The sequence below is a fragment of the Enterobacter sp. ku-bf2 genome, from assembly GCF_001742765.1.
Classification (GTDB): domain Bacteria; phylum Pseudomonadota; class Gammaproteobacteria; order Enterobacterales; family Enterobacteriaceae; genus Enterobacter; species Enterobacter quasiroggenkampii.
Map to the genome: position 1 here is coordinate 320991 of NZ_MDVW01000012.1, position 20363 is coordinate 341353.

Annotated in this window: 17 protein-coding genes and 1 tRNA gene; 11 read left to right on the forward strand and 7 right to left on the reverse strand. The window is 57.1% G+C overall.

Annotated elements, in window-relative coordinates:
• Position 1: 1 nt before the first annotated feature.
• Positions 2–2440: a poly-beta-1,6 N-acetyl-D-glucosamine export porin PgaA gene (pgaA, locus tag BFG58_RS13920; protein WP_063622591.1), complete on the reverse strand. Its 2439-nt coding sequence runs from the start codon at positions 2438–2440 to the stop codon at positions 2–4.
• A gap of 671 nt (positions 2441–3111) precedes the next feature.
• Between pgaA and BFG58_RS13925 the strand changes: the two genes are divergently transcribed.
• Entirely contained in the window at positions 3112–3639 is a 528-nt protein-coding gene (locus tag BFG58_RS13925) for a LuxR C-terminal-related transcriptional regulator (protein WP_074180415.1), read from the forward strand.
• A 262-nt stretch (positions 3640–3901) separates the two neighbouring features.
• Positions 3902–4324, forward strand: coding sequence for a hypothetical protein (locus tag BFG58_RS13930; protein WP_235830444.1), 423 nt, complete (start codon positions 3902–3904; stop codon positions 4322–4324).
• A gap of 140 nt (positions 4325–4464) precedes the next feature.
• Here BFG58_RS13930 and BFG58_RS13935 read toward each other — a convergent pair.
• Together BFG58_RS13935 and BFG58_RS13940 are read right to left on the reverse strand one after the other, a co-directional pair.
• Positions 4465–4540, reverse strand: a tRNA-Phe gene (locus BFG58_RS13935).
• A 95-nt stretch (positions 4541–4635) separates the two neighbouring features.
• The gene (locus tag BFG58_RS13940) at positions 4636–5349 is read right to left on the reverse strand and encodes a DUF554 domain-containing protein (RefSeq protein ID WP_032653359.1); all 714 of its coding nucleotides are present in this window, start codon (positions 5347–5349) and stop codon (positions 4636–4638) included.
• Positions 5350–5530: 181 nt separating this feature from the next.
• Between BFG58_RS13940 and BFG58_RS13945 the strand changes: the two genes are divergently transcribed.
• Positions 5531–7666 (forward strand): ornithine decarboxylase, encoded by a 2136-nt coding sequence (locus tag BFG58_RS13945; RefSeq protein ID WP_069719972.1) that lies wholly within the window; start codon positions 5531–5533, stop codon positions 7664–7666.
• 99 nt (positions 7667–7765) lie between these two features.
• On the opposite strand, the gene BFG58_RS13950 is transcribed toward BFG58_RS13945, so the two are convergent.
• Both BFG58_RS13950 and BFG58_RS13955 read right to left on the reverse strand, forming a co-directional pair.
• Complete coding sequence (locus BFG58_RS13950) at positions 7766–8458, reverse strand: response regulator (RefSeq protein ID WP_069719973.1); 693 nt, start codon at positions 8456–8458, stop codon at positions 7766–7768.
• Positions 8448–10073, reverse strand: coding sequence for a sensor histidine kinase (locus BFG58_RS13955; RefSeq protein WP_069719974.1), 1626 nt, complete (start codon positions 10071–10073; stop codon positions 8448–8450). The genes BFG58_RS13950 and BFG58_RS13955 overlap by 11 nt, the downstream gene beginning before the upstream one ends.
• Before the next feature lie 344 nt (positions 10074–10417).
• Here BFG58_RS13955 and BFG58_RS13960 point away from each other — a divergent pair, with 344 nt between their 5' ends.
• Genes BFG58_RS13960 through citG form a run of 8 tightly spaced genes read left to right on the forward strand, consistent with a single transcriptional unit; the run spans position 10418 to position 17729 of the window.
• Positions 10418–11779, forward strand: coding sequence for a 2-hydroxycarboxylate transporter family protein (locus tag BFG58_RS13960; RefSeq protein WP_021242090.1), 1362 nt, complete (start codon positions 10418–10420; stop codon positions 11777–11779).
• 17 nt (positions 11780–11796) lie between these two features.
• Entirely contained in the window at positions 11797–12660 is an 864-nt protein-coding gene (locus tag BFG58_RS13965) for a fumarylacetoacetate hydrolase family protein (RefSeq protein WP_069719975.1), read from the forward strand.
• 13 nt (positions 12661–12673) lie between these two features.
• The gene (citC, locus tag BFG58_RS13970; protein WP_069719976.1) at positions 12674–13696 is read left to right on the forward strand and encodes a [citrate (pro-3S)-lyase] ligase; all 1023 of its coding nucleotides are present in this window, start codon (positions 12674–12676) and stop codon (positions 13694–13696) included.
• 16 nt (positions 13697–13712) lie between these two features.
• A complete protein-coding gene (gene citD / locus BFG58_RS13975) occupies positions 13713–14006 on the forward strand; it encodes a citrate lyase acyl carrier protein (RefSeq protein WP_021242087.1) in 294 nt (97 codons plus the stop codon).
• A complete protein-coding gene (citE, locus tag BFG58_RS13980) occupies positions 14003–14878 on the forward strand; it encodes a citrate (pro-3S)-lyase subunit beta (protein ID WP_023344877.1) in 876 nt (291 codons plus the stop codon). The genes citD and citE overlap by 4 nt, the downstream gene beginning before the upstream one ends.
• Positions 14879–14888: 10 nt before the next feature.
• A complete protein-coding gene (gene citF, locus BFG58_RS13985; protein WP_069719977.1) occupies positions 14889–16412 on the forward strand; it encodes a citrate lyase subunit alpha in 1524 nt (507 codons plus the stop codon).
• Positions 16409–16948 (forward strand): citrate lyase holo-[acyl-carrier protein] synthase, encoded by a 540-nt coding sequence (citX, locus tag BFG58_RS13990; RefSeq protein WP_023618643.1) that lies wholly within the window; start codon positions 16409–16411, stop codon positions 16946–16948. Before citF ends, citX begins: the two co-directional genes overlap by 4 nt.
• Entirely contained in the window at positions 16926–17729 is an 804-nt protein-coding gene (gene citG / locus BFG58_RS13995; protein ID WP_069719978.1) for a triphosphoribosyl-dephospho-CoA synthase CitG, read from the forward strand. Before citX ends, citG begins: the two co-directional genes overlap by 23 nt.
• A gap of 80 nt (positions 17730–17809) precedes the next feature.
• Here the strand turns inward: citG and BFG58_RS14000 are convergent, their stop codons facing one another.
• The gene (locus BFG58_RS14000) at positions 17810–19066 is read right to left on the reverse strand and encodes a nucleoside permease (protein ID WP_008499767.1); all 1257 of its coding nucleotides are present in this window, start codon (positions 19064–19066) and stop codon (positions 17810–17812) included.
• Positions 19067–19284: 218 nt separating this feature from the next.
• On the reverse strand, positions 19285–20361 hold the full coding sequence (mltC, locus tag BFG58_RS14005; RefSeq protein WP_014885201.1) for a membrane-bound lytic murein transglycosylase MltC: 1077 nt from the start codon (positions 20359–20361) through the stop codon (positions 19285–19287).
• Between the last annotated feature and the right edge of the window lie 2 nt (positions 20362–20363).

Below are 20363 nucleotides of genomic sequence, written 5' to 3' on the forward strand. Positions count from 1 at the left end.
CTTAAAAGCGTAAAGTCGCATCAAACGTGACGGAGAGGTTGCTCTCGCGTTTGCCGTCGTAAGGGCGCTTGTCCCAGTTCAGCATCACGCCGGTATCCATGACGTTGTTCCACTGAACGCGTTGTCCGTAACCCAGCAGGGCGATGGCGCCAGCGGACTGATTTTTCTGCCAGTAGCGGCCGCCTCCCGCCACGAACTGCTGGCTCCAGAGGGTGTCGTAATGGCGGAGCATCTCATGGTCAACGGCCAGGGCGGCCGTCACGGAGAGATCCCGCGCCGGGTTGTAATAGAGGGTGTCCCGCAGGCTGTTTTTGCTGGCAGCGATCCCCGGTTCGAGATCCAGCGTCAGGGACGGGGTCTGCCAGAGACGCTCCTTACCCGTGAGGGTGTATTCCTGTCGGCGGTTATGGTCCGAGAAGCGGCTGAGGGCGGCGTTGAACTGATATTCGCGACGCTCGTTTTGATACCAGCGCACGCCACCTTCTCCCCGGTTGGCGCTGATCCCGTTGCGTAACGCCCGCAGGGGCGTGGTGCGCGACAGGCGCTCAAGGCTGCCGCTGACCTGCCAGTTATCGGTGACAAAGTACGTTGTTGAGAGGCGAGCGCCCGGCTTGTTCGCCCCGTGATAGCGGTTGCTGGAGAGCTCGGCTTCAAGCTGGAGATCGCGTGGCCGCCATTCGATACCGCCCAACAGGTGGCGGCTAGTGCCTTTGCCTTCATCGAAATTACCCTCTGCATAGCGGGTGCCGGCAAACAGCCGCCAGTTATCCGCTACGGGCGGGCCATAGAGCGTGGCGTCCCAGTTGAGGTCGTGCGTCCCGCTGACGGGGTTATCGGAGTGCAAACCCTTGCTCGCGTTAAGGCGCAGCTCGGACATATGGTGGACGGTGCGGAGCCTGTCCAGACGCCTGGCGCTGCGATCGCGCGGCGCGCGGGCGACGACGTCGTCGGCCAGTAAATCCATCTGCCGCCACTCCTGCAGATCCATGGCGACGTAAGCCTGCTGCTGCTCAAGCTCCAGATTCGAGGGCTCCAGCGCCTCCGCCATTTTCAGCGTTTGCTCCGCCGCGCGCGGCAGACCCCGCGCCTGAAGCAGCGTGGCGTAGTCAATCTGCAATCCCTGATTGCCCGGCGCTGTTGTCGCCAGACGTCGCGCCAGCTTTTCGGCTTCCGGCAGGGCATTCGTCGCCAGCAAATAGTTAAAACGGAGCGACTGGCCGGTAAGCCATCGATCGTTCGGCTGAGGAGTAGGGGAGCCGAAATCGTAACGGGTCCAGGGAACGTTGCGGGTCTGGCGCTCTGCATACCGACGGGCGGATGGATACTCTCCCGTATCCAGCCAGGCGTAGAAAAGCGCGTGCTCTTCGTCCTGCGGGTCAGATGCGTATTGCGGATAGCGTTGCAGAAGCGCGAAGGCGGCGGCAGCGTTTTTCTCCTGCAGATATGCGGAGATCACCCAGCCGATTGCCCAGCCCGGTACCGGATGACGGGCTGCCGTCAGATCCTGATATTCGCTGATGACCTGTGGGTAATCGGCATGAGCGTAGAGCGCGCCGAGCCGGTCGATACGCGCAAGGACGACGTCTTCCGCCGCCTGCGGCTCGCCTTGCCAGCGAGACAGCAGCGCGTCGTAACGATTCAGCGCAGATTGCGCAAGCTGCAGGCGCTCTTTTTCTGTTCTGCCTGGCACATCTGCAAGGCGCACGCTTTCGGCTGCGGCATTCAGCTCAAGACGACGACGTTCCGCGGGGGACAGCGCCACCTTTTGTGAAAGCAGAAGCGCGGGGGTATTGACCCGGTTATCCGTTAGCGCGTCGACCCGCTCGCGAAGAAGCGCGTGATTTTCTGGCGCGATATCCAGTGCACGCGTGTCGGCTAAAAGCCGATCCCAGCTTTTTTCCTGGCGTTGCCAGACGTACGCCAGCGTCTGGAGATGCGCCTGCGAGGGATCCTCCGCCACCAGCTGTCGGGCTTCCTGCAGGGCAACTGTATCTTTACGGGCATCGGCCAGGGTTTTGATATAGCCGATACGATAATCGTCGTTATCCGGCGCAAGGCTGCGCGCTTCTTTCCAGAGCGCCAGAGCGGGCTGCCACGCTTTTTGATTTCGCCTGGCCTGTGCGACAGCCGCAACGCCGCGGGCGGGCAGCGGCATATAAATGCTGTAGCGCTGCCAGACCTGAATAACCTCGTCATCATGGCCTGCCCAGGCCGCCACCTGTAACCAGTCCGCAACGTATTCAGGCGTCAGGGCATGCTGCTGCTGATAACGCTGAAGATAATCGAGAAACGACGTGTAATTACCGTTACGCGCCTGTTGAATCTGTTGCTCATAAACGGATTCCGTAGCCTGAACCAGAACAGGAAAGAGTAATAACAGAAACAATAATGTTGGGGTGCGATAAAAGAATAATGTACTGAAGCTAAGTGATCTTTCCATATCTATTTGCCATTTTTTTTCATGAATCCATTGCATAACACGGCCGCCTTTAAGCTCAGCGTAAAAGGCCATAAATGAGAACATTAAATCTGAATGCAGTGATGTTACGGGGTACTTACTTAAAGGTAATTATGGATCCTCATCTCAGTAGACTGGATGGGAGGTAATGTACACCTGATATGTTGCCGGATAAATATGCTGAAAAGCGGCTGCGTAGTTTTGAGATAATTCTGTAATGAGCAGTTTTTTGTGTTTATTTTGAATTGAGTCATTAATTGTAATGCATTGAAATATAATGATTTTATTTTTATTGTGACAGTTTTGTATATATTTTTAATGACGCATATCTGCCTCAATTAAAGTACTTTCTGGTGCATGTTTGGGAAGTTTCATGACAAAAATTCTTAATGTTTAGAGAAGTGACTTTTCTGCGATTGTTTTTTATTTATAATTAATGTCAGCCATTGAATGATAGTCTACAGGAAGTCTTACTCATCAATGCGTGTATTGAGGGATGTCCAAAGCCAGAATACATTTATCGTTAATATAACAGCGCTATAAAACGAAGGCGGTCTTCTTTTCGCAGGATTGTTCTTGCTTTAATCTAAAAGGGATGGTTAGTGGCAACTTCAATAGTGTTAGTGACTCAGGATCGCTACCTTGTCAGGGGCATGCAGATATTTTTTCCGGATATTATCCTGCTCGATTCGATTGACAGAAACATATTTGATAACGGTGCAGATGAATATTCTGTATTGATTGATAGTCGTTGTCCGCTCCGTTTATATGATTACCTGATACGCCATCCGGCCAGAACGAGAAAAACGATCTGCTGCGTTATGCTTGATATGCGCCACCGCGAGGAGAATCTGCTCAGTATGAAGCTGTTTATGAATACGTCGCTTACGGCGCCGGATATGGCCTCGCTGTTTAACCTGGTGCTCAATATGAAGGGCCGTCGCCTGACCACGAAGTGGCTGCTGAATTTACGGCTGAGCACGCATGAAACGATCATGTTGCGGTTGCTGAGAGCAGGGATGTCAATGGAGGAGATTGCAGGCGAGCTGAATACATCGGTGAAAAGCCTCTATCGCAAACGGACGGCGCTCTCGGAACGGCTAGGGGCGGAGAACTTTAATGAGGCGTGTTTGTTTATTTTTAAAAACAAACTGCTGGGCGCAGGTGGGAACGATCCCTAAAGTTGTCAGGAATTCAAAAGCAAAAAACCGCCACGAGGGCGGGTTCGTTAATAAGGTGCGTGTTAACGCGCTTATCTCGATACCGGCGGATGTAAGGTGGCAAAAAATGAGCGGGTGGCGGTTGGATTTTGGGGGAGAGGAAACGCGTATTATAATGAAAAACGAATAGTATCTTCTGCTCTTTAACCCCGTTTATGAACTGCCTGAGGCTAAGCCAAGTGTTTTATCCTGAGCGGGTGATACCAGAAGGAGACTCCTGGAAGTGATTGAAAAATTTAAAAGGACGTTAGAAATGAATAAATATCTGTCTGGTCTGTGTGTTGTTTCTTTTTTTTATTTTTCTTCAATAGGTTACGCGCACTCTGCGGGTCTAAATAAAGTTCAGGTTAGTATCAAACCCAGCAGCGGTAATCTAGGATATATCCCGGTAATTTCTGATGCAGATGAAATCGAGCCTTCTGATTTCAGGGAGTCGGATCTACAGGAGATGCAGGATAGCCTGAGGAAGATGAAGTCCAATAACCGCAAAGTCGATGAGCTAACTCAGAAGGTTTCACAGCTTGAGAGAAAGAATTCTGAGCAGGAGAGTAAGATCGAGCGATTGCAAAGAAGCCTTGATGACATGAAGCGGAGCAACGACAACCTTTCAAATCAGGTCAGCAATTTATCCGGCAAAATTAAGTGATAAAAAAGAACCACCACCTGTATTAACTTACCGGGCTATTAGCGTAAGCGTGCCTGCATGAAAGCCACGCTTATCAGCGCCCAGAAATCGGCCGTAGCCATATAGCAAAAACCCAGCCATAGGCTGGGTTTTCTAAATAGTGGTGCCCGGACTCGGAATCGAACCAAGGACACGGGGATTTTCAATCCCCTGCTCTACCGACTGAGCTATCCGGGCAACGGGGCGCATTAAACCCGATCTGCCCGGTGGCGTCAACGAAAAATGTTGTTTTCGTTACGGACTGCGCAATCTCTCACCATTTCGCCGCATCCTTAAGCGAAAAAGTGCGTCCAGAGTGCGGAGAGCGGCATGGCGAGCAGCAGTGCGGGCAGCATGTTCACCACGGCAAACATCTTGATCCCACAGATGCGCAGCCCGGTAGCCAGCAGCAGCAGGCCGCCGACGGCGGTAAAGTCTGCCATCATCGCCGGCGTGGTGAGCGGGAGAATTAACGTGGCGCAGGTAGCCAGTGCCAGCTGGATAAGCAGCATCGGGACGCAAATCGCCGCCACGGCAATGCCGAGTGTGGTGGCAAAAATAGTGGCGGTGAAGAAATCAAGAAACGCTTTTGCAATCAAAATGCTCGGGTCGCCCGTCATCCCTTCCTGCATCGAACCGAAAATCCCGGTGCCGCTGGCGCAAAACAGAATAATGATGGCGACATAGTTCTGAATAAACGTCTCGTGCGTGCCGTGTTTCGCCTTGCCCGGTCGGGCTATCAGGTTTTTGGCTTTGCTCACCGCGCTGTTAATGCCTTTTTCCAGATAGCAAAATTCGCCAATCAGCGCGCCGAGCAGGGTGGCCAACACCATCACCGGCAGGTTGGCGCATTTGACCACCAACAGAATACCGATCCCTAACGATGCCAGGCCGAATATTGAGGGCATGGAGGTGCGAATACGCTCCGGCAGCCGCTGGCTTAGCACTGCGCCGAGTACGCCGCCCAGCAATACGGCTCCTGCGTTGATAAATGGCCCGATAACCAAAATTAACTCCTGTTATTTAATCATTGATATTGCATTATTATGGCACGTCAGCACTGCGCGGGCCTTAGCTTTGGGTGGTTTCGTGCATACTGATTCCTTCTTGCACCTCAAAATAAAAGGTGACATTATTGCGCGAATTTTCTCCTCCGTGTCTCACCGTTCGGTGAGGGTAATTGCGCTTATGAAAACCATGAAAATCGCCGTCAGCCGCGAGCTGCTCTCAACTGTGTCTACGCACCGCGAAAAGGTGACTCTGGACAGCACGGATTTCACCGATGTGGCAGCCGTTGTCATGACGACGACAGAGAGTCGCAGCGGCATCCTTGCATTGCTGAAACGCACGGGCTTTCATTTACCGGTGTTTATTTTCTCGCAGGAGCCAACGGAGATGCCTGACGGCGCCACCGCGGTCATCTCGGGTAAAGATCAGGAGTTTCTGGAGCTGGAAACTGCTGCCAGCCGTTACGAAGAGAACCTGCTGCCGCCGTTTTTCGACACCCTGAGCCAGTATGTGGAGATGGGCAACAGCACTTTCGCCTGTCCAGGACACCAGCACGGCGCCTTTTTCAAAAAACACCCGGCAGGGCGGCAGTTCTATGATTTCTTCGGTGAGAACGTATTTCGCGCCGACATGTGCAATGCCGACGTGAAGCTGGGCGATCTGCTGATCCACGAAGGGTCCGCCAAGCATGCGCAAAAATTCGCGGCGAAAGTGTTCAACGCAGATAAAACCTACTTCGTGCTGAACGGGACGTCGGCGGCCAACAAGGTGGTGACCAACGCGCTGCTCACCCGCGGCGATCTGGTGCTGTTCGACCGCAACAACCATAAATCTAACCACCACGGGGCGCTGATCCAGGCGGGTGCCACGCCGGTTTACCTTGAGGCCGCGCGTAACCCGTTTGGCTTTATTGGCGGGATTGACGACCACTGCTTTGATGACGCGTATCTGCGGGATCTGATCCGCGAGGCGGCGCCGGAGAAGGCCGACGAGGCGCGTCCGTTCCGCCTGGCGATCATTCAGCTAGGCACCTACGACGGGACGATCTACAACGCCCGTCAGGTGATCGACAAGATCGGCCATCTGTGCGACTACATCCTCTTTGACTCCGCCTGGGTGGGCTACGAGCAGTTTATTCCGATGATGGCGGAAACATCCCCGCTGTTACTGGAGCTGAACGAGAACGATCCGGGGATTTTCGTGACCCAGTCGGTGCACAAACAACAGGCCGGATTTTCGCAAACCTCACAGATCCATAAAAAGGATAACCACATTCGTGGTCAGGCGCGTTTCTGCCCGCACAAGCGGCTGAACAACGCCTTTATGCTGCATGCCTCCACCAGCCCGTTTTACCCGCTGTTTGCGGCACTGGATGTCAACGCGAAAATACATGAAGGGGAGAGCGGACGCAGGCTTTGGGCGGAGTGCGTCGAGCTGGGCATTGAGGCGCGCAAGGCGATCATTGCCAACTGCCATATGATCAAACCGTTTATCCCACCGGTGGTGGCGGGGCGGCCGTGGCAGGATCATCCGACGCACGCCATTGCCAGCGAGCTGCGCTTCTTCAGCTTCGAGCCGGGGGCCAACTGGCACGGGTTTGAGGGCTATGCGAGCGAGCAGTACTTTGTCGACCCGTGCAAGCTGCTGCTGACCACGCCGGGCATCGATGCCGAGACGGGGGAGTACACCGATTTCGGGATCCCGGCGACGATTCTGGCGCACTACCTGCGTGAAAACGGCATCGTGCCGGAGAAATGCGACCTTAACTCGATTCTGTTCCTGCTGACGCCTGCTGAAAGCAGCGAGAAGCTGGCGCAGCTGGTGGCGATGCTGGGCCAGTTTGAACAGCATATTGAAGACGATACGCCGTTGGCGGACGTGCTGCCGACGATCTTCCAGAAATACCCGGTGCGTTACCGGGAATATACCCTCCGCCAGCTGTGCCAGGAGATGCACGATCTCTACGTCAGCTTTGACGTGAAGGATTTGCAGAAGGCGATGTTCCGCAAGGAGAGCCTGCCTGAGGTGGTGATGAACCCGCAGGATGCCAATCAGGCGTATATTCGCGGAGACGTGGAGCTGGTTCGCATCCGGGATGCCGAAGGGCGAATTGCGGCCGAAGGGGCGCTGCCCTATCCGCCGGGCGTACTGTGCGTGGTCCCGGGGGAAGTCTGGGGCGGGGCGGTACAGCGTTATTTCCTGGCGCTGGAGGAGGGCATCAACCTGCTGCCGGGCTTCTCGCCGGAGCTGCAGGGCGTTTACAGCGAGAAGGATGCCGACGGGATTAAGCGGCTGTATGGGTATGTGTTGAAGTAGACTCCCTCACCCTAACCCTCTCCCCAAAAGGGAGAGGGGATTGCACGGAGCCGTCTTTTCACCCTCGCCCCTTTGGGGAGAGGGCCGGGGTGAGGGGAGTTAAACCGCACTACGCTTGTACATCCTCCTCGGATGCCCAATCTTCCCGTACAGCATCTCCACGCTGAGAAACCCCGTCTCCACGCAGTGCTCCAGATAGCGACGGGTGGTGGTTTTACTCAACCCCGTCTCGCTTACCACTTCATCCACGGTAAAGCAGTGCGTTGCCTTGTCGTTAAACAGCGACTGCACCCGCGCCAGCGTGTTTTCCTCAATACCCTTGCTGCCGTTGTCCTGGCGGTAGTTTTTCGCCTGAAGCTGATACAGCGAATCGACGTTCTGCTGGTCGACAATCTTCCAGACCCGCTGCTGTTCGGCAAATTGCACAAACCGCTCCAGCGACTGGCTGAGCCTCTTCCAGGAGACGGGTTTGAGGATGTAGTCGAACGCGCCGTTGCGGATCGCCTGGCTGCAGGTGTCCATATCGCTGGCGGCAGTGATAAAAATCACCGAGCAGTTGGCGCGGGTCAGCATGGGGTTATTGATCAGCGAGATCCCTTTGCCGTCCGGCAGATAGTTATCCAGCAGCACCAGCTGCGGCTGTTTGTTTGCAAGCTCTGCCTGGGCCGCAGCCAGCGACGAGGCAATGCCCACCAGCCTCAGACGCGGATGTTTGCCTATCAGCTCCGCGTGCAGTTGCGCCAGTTCGTTCTCGTCTTCAACAATCAGTACGTCGATAAGTTCATGTTGCATAGTCGGTGTCTTCCAGTTGCCGGGCGGTTCCCGTGGCCGGGATAAACAGGGAGAAAATGGCGCCGCGCGGCGTATTATCGGCAACTTCTATCGCGCCGCCAGCCTGTGTGACATAGCTTTCGATCAGATACAGACCAATCCCATGATCGCCGCGTGTTTTGGTGGTGATGCCGCGTTCAAAGATCCGGTCACGGATCTCTGGCTTGATGCCCACGCCCTGGTCGGCCACTTCAATGATCAGCTCCTGTTCGCTGAGCTTTATCAGCACCTCCACCGGCGCGTGGGGAAGCGGCGACCGCTGTGTCGCTTCGATGGCGTTATCCAGCAGGTTGCCAATAATCGAAATCAGCTCTTGCTCCCCCAGCGGCAGGAACGGTCTGTCCAGACGACAGGCCGGGTCGAAACTCAGTTCGACGCCTTTCTCCCGCGCGCGGGCGGCTTTGCCCAGCAGCAGGCCGCACAGGGTCGGGGAGCTAAAGCGCGAAGAGATAAAGTCCAGCAGCTCCTGGGCGTGTTCAGACTGCGCCTGAATGTAGCCAATCGCCTCCTCATAGCGGCCCATGTGCAGCAGGCCGGAGAGGGTGGTCATCCGGTTTAGCTGCTCATGACGCATTATGCGGAGGTTATCGACATAGCGTTTGACCTGGCTAAGCTGGGCGCTCAGCGAGTCGATCTCGTTGCGATCGCGGAAGGTGATCACCCAGCCCTGCAGCGATCCCTCAAGCATAATGTGGACCCGGCTGGCAATCACCGTGAGATCGTTAAAACGGCAAATCTCATCATGGGTATCTTTCGCCAGCATCGTCTGCGTGTCGAAGAACGGGACCGGATCGATCACCTGGCTTATCAGCTGCCCGCGCAGCTCGCGGGCCGGCTGGCTCAGCCCCAGCAGCTTGCGCGCCGCCTGGTTGATCACCTCAATCCGCCGTTGATCGTCAATGGCAATCACCCCTTCATAAATAGACTCCATCAGCGCCTTCTGCTGGCGCACCAGCAGGCCGATCTCGCGCGGCTCGAGGGAGAAGATCTGCTTCTTAATACTGCGGGTAAAGAACCAGGAGAAGATAAAGAGAGCAATCAGCAGCAGCACCGCGGCAATCAGGATATTGACCACTTTACTGACGGTAATGGTGTCCAGGTAGCTGGTGAGATAGCCGACCGAAACAATGCCGACCACCTGTCCGGCAGCGTTGAAAATGGGGGCTTTACTGCGCAGCGAAATGCCCAACCCGCCTTTGCGGATGGTGGTGGTGCTTTTACCCTGCAATACGGCTTCGTTGTCATCGCCTACCAGCGTGGTGCCCACTCTGTCGGCGAAGACGGAGTGAAAAAGATGCTGGCCCTTATTATCGCCAATCACAATAAAGCTGGCGTCACTGTGCGCAGAAATCTTCTGCATAAAATCATGGATGGCGATGATATTCTTTTGTTCAACTTCATGTCGCAATGTTGGAATAAGTGCAATCTCTTCAGCCTGTATTTTGGCGCGCGTGCTCATTTCCTGATAAAGCTGTTTCCCGACATCGGCATAATAATATCCGCCCAGTAACGCAAAAAGCACTGAGAAAAAGGCAACCAGCGAAATAAACAGCTTTATCTGGAAAGAGACTTTCATAACTCTCACGCAAGGTAGCGACAAAGATCGCCAATATATCATCTTTTTTCACGCGGGCGCCCGCTTTGCCGAAAACTTGTGATCCCTTGCACAGCGGGCGCTGTAAAAGCGTTATCCCAAAGACGGGTGGCATCTGGCTGCACGAATAAATGTTATTTGTTTGTTCAATTCAGAAAAGAAACCATAAAAACCACGACAATAAATAAGGCATAAATCACATTAAATAAAAGAAACCATTAAAACCATAGCTGCCATTAAAACTTCGCTTTTAATATGCCATTCCTCACATAAAGTAAGCCTTTGTGACTCTAAGCTGAACGCACAAAATAACCAAGGGGCTTATTATGAGCACAACTGACGATTCTTTCTCTGTTACCCACGACCCGATTGAAATTCAGCGACCTTCGCTTAAAGAGCGCTGGTGGCATATTATGGATACCTGGAAAATCGGGATTATTCCTCTGCCGCTGTTCGTTCTGGCGGGGGCACTGATCGCGATTGATTGCCTGGGCGGAAAACTGCCGAGCGATATCGTGGTGATGGTGGCGACGCTGGCTTTCTTCGGCTTTGCCTGCGGCGAGTTTGGCAAACGCCTGCCGATTGTCGGTAAGCTCGGTGCGGCGGCGATTTGCGCCACCTTTATCCCTTCCGCGCTGGTCTATTACGGCCTGCTGCCGGACGTGGTGGTCGAGTCCACCACTAAGTTCTACAAATCCACCAACATTCTCTACCTCTACATCTGCTGCATTATTGTCGGCAGCATCATGAGCATGAACCGCACGGTGCTGATTCAGGGCTTCCTGCGCATCTTCTTCCCGATGCTGTGCGGCGAAATCGTCGGCATGCTGGTGGGGATGGGCGTCGGCCTGGCGCTGGGTCTTGAGCCATTCCAGATCTTCTTCTTTATCATCCTGCCAATCATGGCGGGCGGCGTAGGGGAAGGGGCGATCCCGCTTTCCATCGGCTATGCCACCCTGCTGCATATGGACCAGGGCGTGGCGCTCGGTCGCGTGCTGCCGATGGTCATGCTCGGCGGTCTGACGGCGATCATCATCTCCGGCTGCCTGAACCAGCTTGGTAAACGCTACCCGCATCTGACCGGTGAAGGCCAGCTGATGCCTAACCGCGCCAATGCCGATGCCACCGTCTCTCAGCCTGCATTCTCCGGCAAAGCGGACGTGACCACGATCGCCTCCGGCGCGCTGCTGGCGGTGCTGCTCTACATGCTGGGCATGCTCGGCCACAAGCTGATTGGCCTGCCTGCGCCGGTCGGCATGCTGTTTATGGCGGTGCTGGTGAAGCTCTGCAACGGCGCCTCTCCGCGCCTGCTGGAAGGCTCTCAGGTGGTGTACAAATTCTTCCAGACTTCTGTGACCTACCCGATTCTCTTTGCCGTTGGCGTGGCCATCACCCCATGGCATGAACTGGTGGCCGCCTTCACGCTGACCAACCTGCTGGTGATTATCAGCACCGTCTCCGCGCTGGTGGCGACCGGGTTCTTCGTCGGCAAAAAGATTGGCATGCACCCGATTGATGTCGCCATCGTCTCCTGCTGCCAGAGCGGCCAGGGCGGTACCGGCGACGTGGCGATCCTGACCGCAGGTAACCGCATGAGCCTGATGCCGTTCGCCCAGATTGCTACCCGTATCGGCGGGGCGATTAACGTCTCCATCTCTCTGCTGATTCTGGGCAACTTCCTCGTTTAAGTTTTCAGGAAAGAACAATGAAACTCGCAAGCTTTTTATACCAGGCAAAACGCAGCTACGGCATCGTGCAGGCCGACGGCGTGATTGATTTAGGCCGCCGTCTGGGCGACCGCTACAGCGACCTCAAGGCGCTGCTGCAGGGCAACGGGTTGGCGCAGGCCACCCGCTACCTGAACGATGCCGTGGACGTGCCGATGAGCGCCATCACCTTCTTACCGGTGATTGAGCAGCCGGAAAAAATCCTCTGCGTGGGCATGAACTACGCCGACAAGCGCAAGGAGTTTGACCAGCACAACCCGGCCCCGACGCTGTTTGTCCGCTTCCCGGATTCACAGACCGGCCACAACGAGCCGGTGTTGAAGCCGCGCCACTCCAGCGAATTCGACTACGAAGGCGAGCTGGCGGTGATCATCGGTAAAGGCGGAGAGAACATCAGCCGCGACGATGCCCTGCGCCACGTGGCGGGCTACAGCTGCTACATGGACGGCTCCGCCCGCGACTGGCAGCACACCTGGTTCACCGCCGGTAAAAACTGGCGTCAGACCGGCGCGTTTGGCCCGTGGATGGCGACGGCGGATGAGATCCCCGATCCGCACCAACTGGCGATTCGCACCTGGCTGAACGGCCGCATGGTGCAGGAAGACAACACCAGCAGCATGATCCACAAGGTTGCGGAGCTGATCGAGTACATCAGCACCTTCACCCGCTTAAGTCCTGGCGATGTGATCATCACCGGATCCCCGGGCGGGGTGGGTAAAAAGCGTAACCCGCCGCTGTTTATGAAAGAGGGCGATCGCATTGAGGTGGAGATCGAGCATATCGGTCATCTGAGCAACGTGATCGTGGAAGCGCCAGCCGTCGGGCTTGCGGCAGCACACTAAGTAAGGCGGCAGCATGCACTCGCAACTCATCGATTTTCGCCACACGCTGGTGGCGAAACATCCGGAACGCTTAAGTCAGATCCGTTATCTGCTGGCAGACAGCGGCCTTGGCCTGGACAACGACATCACGCTGTTCGTCGAAGCCTGGTCCGGCTCGCAGCTGGTGGGTTGCGCAGGGCTTGCCGCCAACGTCATCAAGTGCGTGGCGGTTAACGAGCAGCTTCGCGGCGAGAACCTCAGCGCGCGGCTGCTGGCAGAGGTGGAACATGCGGCGCTGGAGCGCGGCCATTTTCACCTCTTCCTCTGTACCCGTCCGTGCAACCGGGAGCGTTTTGCCCGCAGCGGCTTCTGGCCGATTGCCCAGAGCGGGAACAACGCCGTGCTGATGGAGAACACCCCGCAGGGGATCGCGCGCTACTGCCGTTCTCTGCGCGCGAACCGCAAGTGCGGGGAGAAGATTGGCGCCATCGTGATGAACGCCAATCCGTTCACCCTCGGCCACCGCCATCTGGTGGAGCAGGCGGCGGCGCAGTGCGACGCCCTGCACCTGTTCGTGGTGCGCGAAGACGCCTCGTTCTTCCCGTTCAGCGCGCGGCTCGAGATGGTGCGCGCGGGCGTGGCGCATCTGCCGAACGTAGTGGTGCATGAAGGCTCGCAGTACATCATCTCTCGCGCCACGTTTCCGGCCTACTTCCTGAAGGAGACCGGCAAAGTGCAGCAGGCGTGGAGCGAGATCGACGTGCTGATCTTCCGGGACTTTATCGCCCCGGCGCTCGGCATTACGCACCGCTTCATCGGCTCGGAGCCGTTCTGCGATATCACCCGTCAGTACAACCAGACGCTGCACGACCTGCTGGCCTCGCATATCGAGGTGGTGGAAATGCCGCGCATCAAGGCCACCGGCAACGCCATATCGGCGTCCGAAGTGCGCCGATTACTGAAGACACAGCAGTTTTCCCGGATCCGGGAGATTGTCCCGGACTCCACCTTCGCGCATCTCGAAACGCATTATCGTGCGAGTGCGGAAGTCGCTTAACTACCAGGAATTTATCATGAAAATTGTAAGGGAGGCGCTGGCCGGAACGCAGGAGTCCAGCGACCTGATGGTGAAAATCGCTCCTGCTCACGGCGAGCTGGAGATCGTCATCCACAGCGAAGTGATTAAGCAGTTTGGCGAGCATATTCGCCAGGTGGTCAACGACACATTGCGCGCCATGAACGTGCACCAGGGATTAATCATTATTGAAGACAAAGGGGCGCTGGACTGTGTGATCCGCGCCCGCCTGCAAAGCGCGCTGATGCGTGCCGCCGATGAACAGGCCATCAACTGGGGGGCGCTGAAATGAGCAAACTCCGCCGCAGCATGCTGTTCCTGCCGGGCGCCAACGCCGCCATGCTCTCCACCGCCTTTATCTACCGTCCCGACTCCATCATGTTTGACCTGGAGGACGCCGTTGCCCTGCGCGAGAAGGATACCGCGCGCATGCTGGTGTTCCACGCGCTGCAGCATCCGATGTATCAGGATATCGAAACCGTGGTGCGCATTAACCCGCTGAGCACGCCGTTTGGCCTGCTGGATCTGGAAGCCGCCGTGCGGGCAGGCGTGGATGTGATTCGTCTGCCGAAAACCGATACCCCGGACGACATCTACGAGCTGGAGGGTCACCTCGAGCGCATCGAGCAGGCGTGCGGCCGCGAGATCGGTTCCACCCGCGTGATGGCGGCGATTGAGTCGGCCATTGGCGTCATCAACGCCGTGGCGATTGCCCGCAGCTCTCCGCGCCTCATCGGCATTGCGCTGGCCGCCTTTGACTACGTGATGGACATGCAGACCGAGCGCGGCGACGGCACCGAGCTGTTCTACGCCCGCTGCGCCGTGCTGCACGCCGCCCGCGCGGCGGGTATCGACGCCTTCGACGTGGTGTGGTCAGACGTTAACGACGAGGCCGGGTTCCTGCGCGAGGTCGATCTGATCCGCAAGATGGGCTTTAACGGCAAATCGCTGATTAACCCGCGCCAGATTGACCTGCTGCACAACGCCTACGCCCCGACGCAGGAAGAGGTGGATCACGCCAGAAGGGTGATTGAGGCAGCAGAAGAGGGTGAGCGTAACGGCCTGGGCGTGGTGTCGCTTAACGGCAAAATGGTGGATGCACCGATTATTAACCACGCGCAGGTGGTGCTGGAGCGCGCGGCGGCCTCCGGCGTGCGTCGGTAAGGATAGGACAATGAATCAGACAGAACTTCTTCATGTGAATTTTCCCCATCTGCGGGACTTAAAACCCTTTGATACCGCCCACAGCACCACGCCGTGGCTGGCGGACAGCGATGCGAAGCACAGCCGCAAGCTCTGCGCCTCTGTTGAAGAGGCGGTTAAGCGCTGCGGTCTGCAGGACGGGATGACCATCTCCTTCCACCATGCGTTTCGCGAAGGCGACTGGGTGATCAACACCGTCGTGGCGCTGCTGGCGCGGATGGGCTTCAAAAACCTGACGCTGGCCTCCAGCTCGCTGATGACCTGCAACGACGCGCTGATCGAGCATATCGAAAGCGGCGTCATCACCCGAATTTACACCTCGGGCATGCGCGGCAGGCTGGCGGATGCCATCTCCCACGGGCTGATGGACGAGCCGGTGCAAATTCACTCCCACGGCGGGCGCGTGAAGCTGCTCCAGGACGGCGAGCTGAATATCGACGTGGCATTTCTCGGCGTGCCGTGCAGCGATGAGTTTGGCAACGCCAACGGCACGCACGGCAAATCGTGCTGCGGTTCCCTGGGCTACGCCATGGTGGACGCGCACTTTGCCCGCAAGGTGGTGCTGCTGACTGAAGAACTGGTGCCGTTCCCGAATATGCCCGCCAGCCTGGTGCAGGACCAGGTGGACTACATCGTGCAGGTTGAGAGCGTGGGCGATCCGGCGAAAATCAGCGTCGGCGCGGCGCGCGTCACCAGCAACCCGCGCGAGCTGATGATCGCCCGCTATGCGGCGGACGTGATCGAGCATTCCGGCTACTTCAAGCCGGGCTTCTCGATGCAGACCGGCTCCGGCGCGGCGGCCACGGCCTGCACCCGCTTTATGGAAGAGAAGATGGAGCGCAGTGGCGTGAAGGCACGCTTTGCGCTCGGCGGCATCACCGGCAGCCTGGTGGATCTGCACGAGAAGGGGCTCATCGAAAAGCTGCTCGATACCCAGTGCTTTGACGGTCAGGCTGCGGCCTCGCTGGCGCGCAACCCGAACCACGTGGAGATCTCCACTAACGTTTACGCCAACCCCGGCAGCAAGGCGGCAAGCTGCGACCAGCTCGACGTGGTGATCCTCAGCGCCCTGGAAATCGACGTCGAGTTCAACGTCAACGTCATCACCGGCTCCGACGGCGTGATGCGCGGCGCGTCCGGCGGGCACTGCGACGTGGCCGCCGCGGCGAACCTGACCATCGTCGTTGCCCCTCTGCTGCGTAGCCGCATTCCGACTGTCGTGAAGCGGGTTACCACGCGCCTCACGCCGGGCGAAAGCATCGACGTGCTGGTTACCGATCACGGCATCGCGGTCAACCCGGCGCGCCCGGAAATCCGCGAGCGGCTGCTGGAAGCCGGGCTGAAGGTGGTGGATATCAACGCGCTGTACGAGCGGGCGATCTCCCTGACCGGCGTCCCGAAACCGATTGAGTTTACCGACAAAATCGTCGGGGTGATCCGCTACCGCGACGGCAGCGTGATCGACACCGTGCGACAGGTGAAGGAGGAAGTATGACTTTAGCGACACCCGTGCGGGCGGGTGTCAGCCTTGACGAACTGCTGGCGGCGAAAGAGCGCCGCGCAGCGCGCCAGGCTGACATGCTTGAGCACTATCAACAACCGGTGATTTCCCTCACGCTGGTCACGCCAGGGGAGATCAAGGACAGCCTGCGCTATCGCAATACCATGGGCGTGGCGCTGCAGATGTGCGACCAGCTGCTGTGGGAAAACCGCTGGCAGGTGCTGGACCGTCAGGTACTGTGGCTCCCGACCGGGCCAGAAGCTCTGTGGTGCGTGGCCCATCCGGCGGTGGAAATCAAAGCGCACTGTGCGGATCTGGAGCAGACGCACCCGCTCGGCAGGCTGTGGGATCTGGACGTGATTTGCCCTCAGCACGGCCACGTCGGACGTCAGTCGCTGGGGGCGAATCTCAGGCGCTGCCTGATCTGCGACGCGCCCGCCCACGCCTGTTCCCGTTCGCGTAACCACCCCGTTGAACAGGTGGTTTCACGCGTGGAGAAGACGATCGATGACTGGTTTGCTCGCGACTAAACCGCGCCCGGCTGACGTGCCCGCGCTTGCCGAAGCGGCGCTGTGGCAGGAGCTGGAGCTGACGCCCAAGCCAGGGCTGGTGGACACGCTCAACAACGGTTCCCATCGCGATATGGACCACGCGCTGTTTGTCCGCAGCATCGTGGCAATTACGCCGTGGTTTTCGCGCTTTGCCGAACTGGGCAGCGCGCATGCGGATAAACCCGCTGGCGAACAGCTACGGCTTCTCCGCCCTATGGGGCTGGCCTGCGAGCAGGCGATGTATGCCGCGACGAACGGGGTGAACACTCACAAGGGCGGGATTTTTGCCCTGGGTTTACTGTGCTTCGCCGCCGGGCGTGTGAAAAATATCTCCGCAGACAGCCTCTGTTGTGAGGTGAGTAACATCTGCCGCGGGCTGGTGTCGCGGGAGCTGGCCGCACGCAGCGGACAGGCGACGGCGGGCGAGCGACAGTTCCAGCAGTACGGCTTAACCGGCGCGCGCGGTGAGGCGGAGAGCGGCTTTGCGACGGTGCGTAAGGCGCTGGCGCAGTGGAATGGACATTCACTTCACGGCCTGCTGTTACGCCTGATGGCCGTCAATCAGGACAGCAATCTGGTATCTCGCGGCGGCATGGAAGGGCTGCGCTACGTTCAGGGCTACGCGCGGGAATTGCTGGCTAACGGCTGGGACCGCGAGGCGTTGATCAGAATGGATAACGCACTGATTGAACGGAACCTGAGCCCGGGCGGCAGCGCGGATTTATTGTCGGTAGGGTGGGTGCTGTCTGGAATAAAATAGCCGGGTGGCGGCTTCGCCTTACCCGGCCTACGGTCTGGTTTTGTAGGCCCGGTAAGCGTTAGCGCCACCGGGCACAACAATCAATGCGCGATCGGCTGCGCACCGTGCGGTTCACGCACGTGCTTGTACTTGAACAGCGCGATGAACGCGAAGAATAGCACCAGCGAGTACGCCGCGAAGATCAGCCACACCGGCTGCCAGTTGGTGATGCCGTTGGTGGTGTACATCTCAACCACTTTACCGCTCACCACGCCGCCCAGAATACAGCCGAAGCCGTTGGTCATCATCAGGAACATACCCTGCGCGCTGGCGCGGATTTCAGGCTTCACTTCTTTTTCCACAAACACCGAACCGGAGATGTTGAAGAAGTCGAAGGCGCAGCCGTAAACAATCATCGACAGCACCAGCAGCACGGTGCCGAACGGGCTTGGGTCGCCGTAGGCGAACAGACCGAAGCGCAACATCCACGCAGCGATACTGATCAGCATGACGTTCTTGATGCCGTAGCGGCTCAGGAAGAACGGGATGGTCAGGATGAACAGCGTCTCAGAGATCTGAGAGATGGACATCATCACCGACGCATGTTCAACGATAAAGCTGCCGGAGAACAGCGGGTTGTTATCGAAGCTGTGCAGGAAGGTGTTGCCGAACATGTTGGTGATCTGCAGCTCCGCGCCCAGCAGCATGGAGAAGATAAAGAAGATCGCCATGCGTTTGTTTTTGAACAGCGCGAAGGCATCCAGGCCGAGCATGGTGCTCCAGCTCTGGTTTTTCTGCTGGTTTGACACCGGAATGGTTGGCAGCGTCAGGGTGAAGATCGCCAGCAGCACGGAGAGCGCTGCACCGATATAGAGCTGCATATGGCTCAGTTCGAAGCCCGCGAAGCTCACGCCCCACATCGCCATGATAAAGCCGATGGTGCCCCAGATACGGATTGGCGGGAAATCGGTCACGATATCCATATCCGCGGATTTCAGGCGGTAGTAGGAGATGGTGTTGATCAGCCCAAGCGTTGGCATATAGGCCAACGAGTTAAGCAGGATCACCATGAACATTGCCCCCGGCGTGGTCACCTGGGCTGCCATAAACAGCGTCCCCGCGCCCACCAGATGGCAAAGCATGTACAGCCATTTGGCGCTTAGCCATTTATCCGCCACGATCCCCAGCAGCGTCGGCATGAAGACCGCCGCAATACCGAGCGAGCTGTATACGGCACCGATTGACGCACCATCGAACTTGAGCGTCACAAACATATAGGAGCCGAGTGTAGTCAGCCAGCTACCCCACAGGCAGAACTGCAGAAACGACAATATTTTAAGCTGCAGCTTAAGGTTCATGTTACTTTCCTCACAAGTGAGCGGGAGATATGTTGTTATAGGAACATTCAGGGTTGTTATTTGATGCAATTCTATCAGTTGGCAACGATATGTTTTGTTACCTCCCGCAAAAAAATGCAATCCACATTAATTTGCAGTTTGGATTGTGATGCAAATAACATTTTCGTATGGGTGGGGGGAAGCAGAACACCTTCTCCTTGCAGGAGAAGGTGTGTTGATTATCGACGACGATAGTTTTTCTGCGCCGTATTCACCTTATACAGGTACCGGCGGGATTCCGCAGACGGGTGGCGGGTGGTGAGGGTGGAGTAGACATCCCCCGGTGCCATGCTGTTGATGATGTTCGCAGCCTGCACTTTGTCATTCGAGAAGACGCGCAGCACGCTGCCCGCGCCGCCGTTATAGGCGGTGATCACCGCATAGCGACGCGACGTTGGGTTATCGATACCGCCGAGATACACATTGTTCAGCATCGCCAGATAGGCGGTACCGGTATCAATGTTGCTCTGCGGGTCGAACAGATAGCTGCGGCTCGGCGTGCCGGATTTCCCCTGCGCGCGGAAGACGTCTTTCCCGGCGCTGTGCTGCACCACCTGCATCAGCCCCAGGGCGTCGGAACGGCTTACCGCATACGGGTTAAACGAGGATTCGGTCTGCATAATCGCCAGGATCAGCGACTCATCCACGCCGTACTTACGCGAGGCCTGACGCACCATGCCCAGATATTTATGCGCTCGCTTGTCGAGGTGGTTCGGGACGAGGTTGATGGTGACGCTGTAGATAATCTTCAGACCGTTAGAGCGGCTCTTCAGGCGCGTCTGCAGCAGGTAGTCGGCAAATTTCGTGGCGCGACCTTCCCAACGGATCGGCTGACCAGTCTGATCGACAACCTGACCATACAGGAACGGCTCTTTCGAGATGGTGATATCGTCGGCATCGGAGTAGAGATCGATAGAGCCCGGATCGTCACCCATCAGCAGGGTTTTGATAATCGCCTGACGGAGTCGTGCCGCAGGGTCCGTGCCTGCGATGGTCTCAATCGTGATCGTCCCCTCATCAAAGTTGATGTGGCTACGGGTCAGATAGGCGTCGGTGTACTTAACGTAGTCCTTAGGTCCGGCAATAAGAACTTCGTTAAATCCCCATATATTCTCGATGTTATGGGCAAACTGCCCCATCAAAATGTCAAAACCGTTGGTGTCCTTGATCCAGGCCTCGTTGTAATCATCGCCTTTTTTTGACGAACACGAGACCAGCAACGGCGCAACAAGGGCTAGCGCTAAAAGTTTTTTCATCA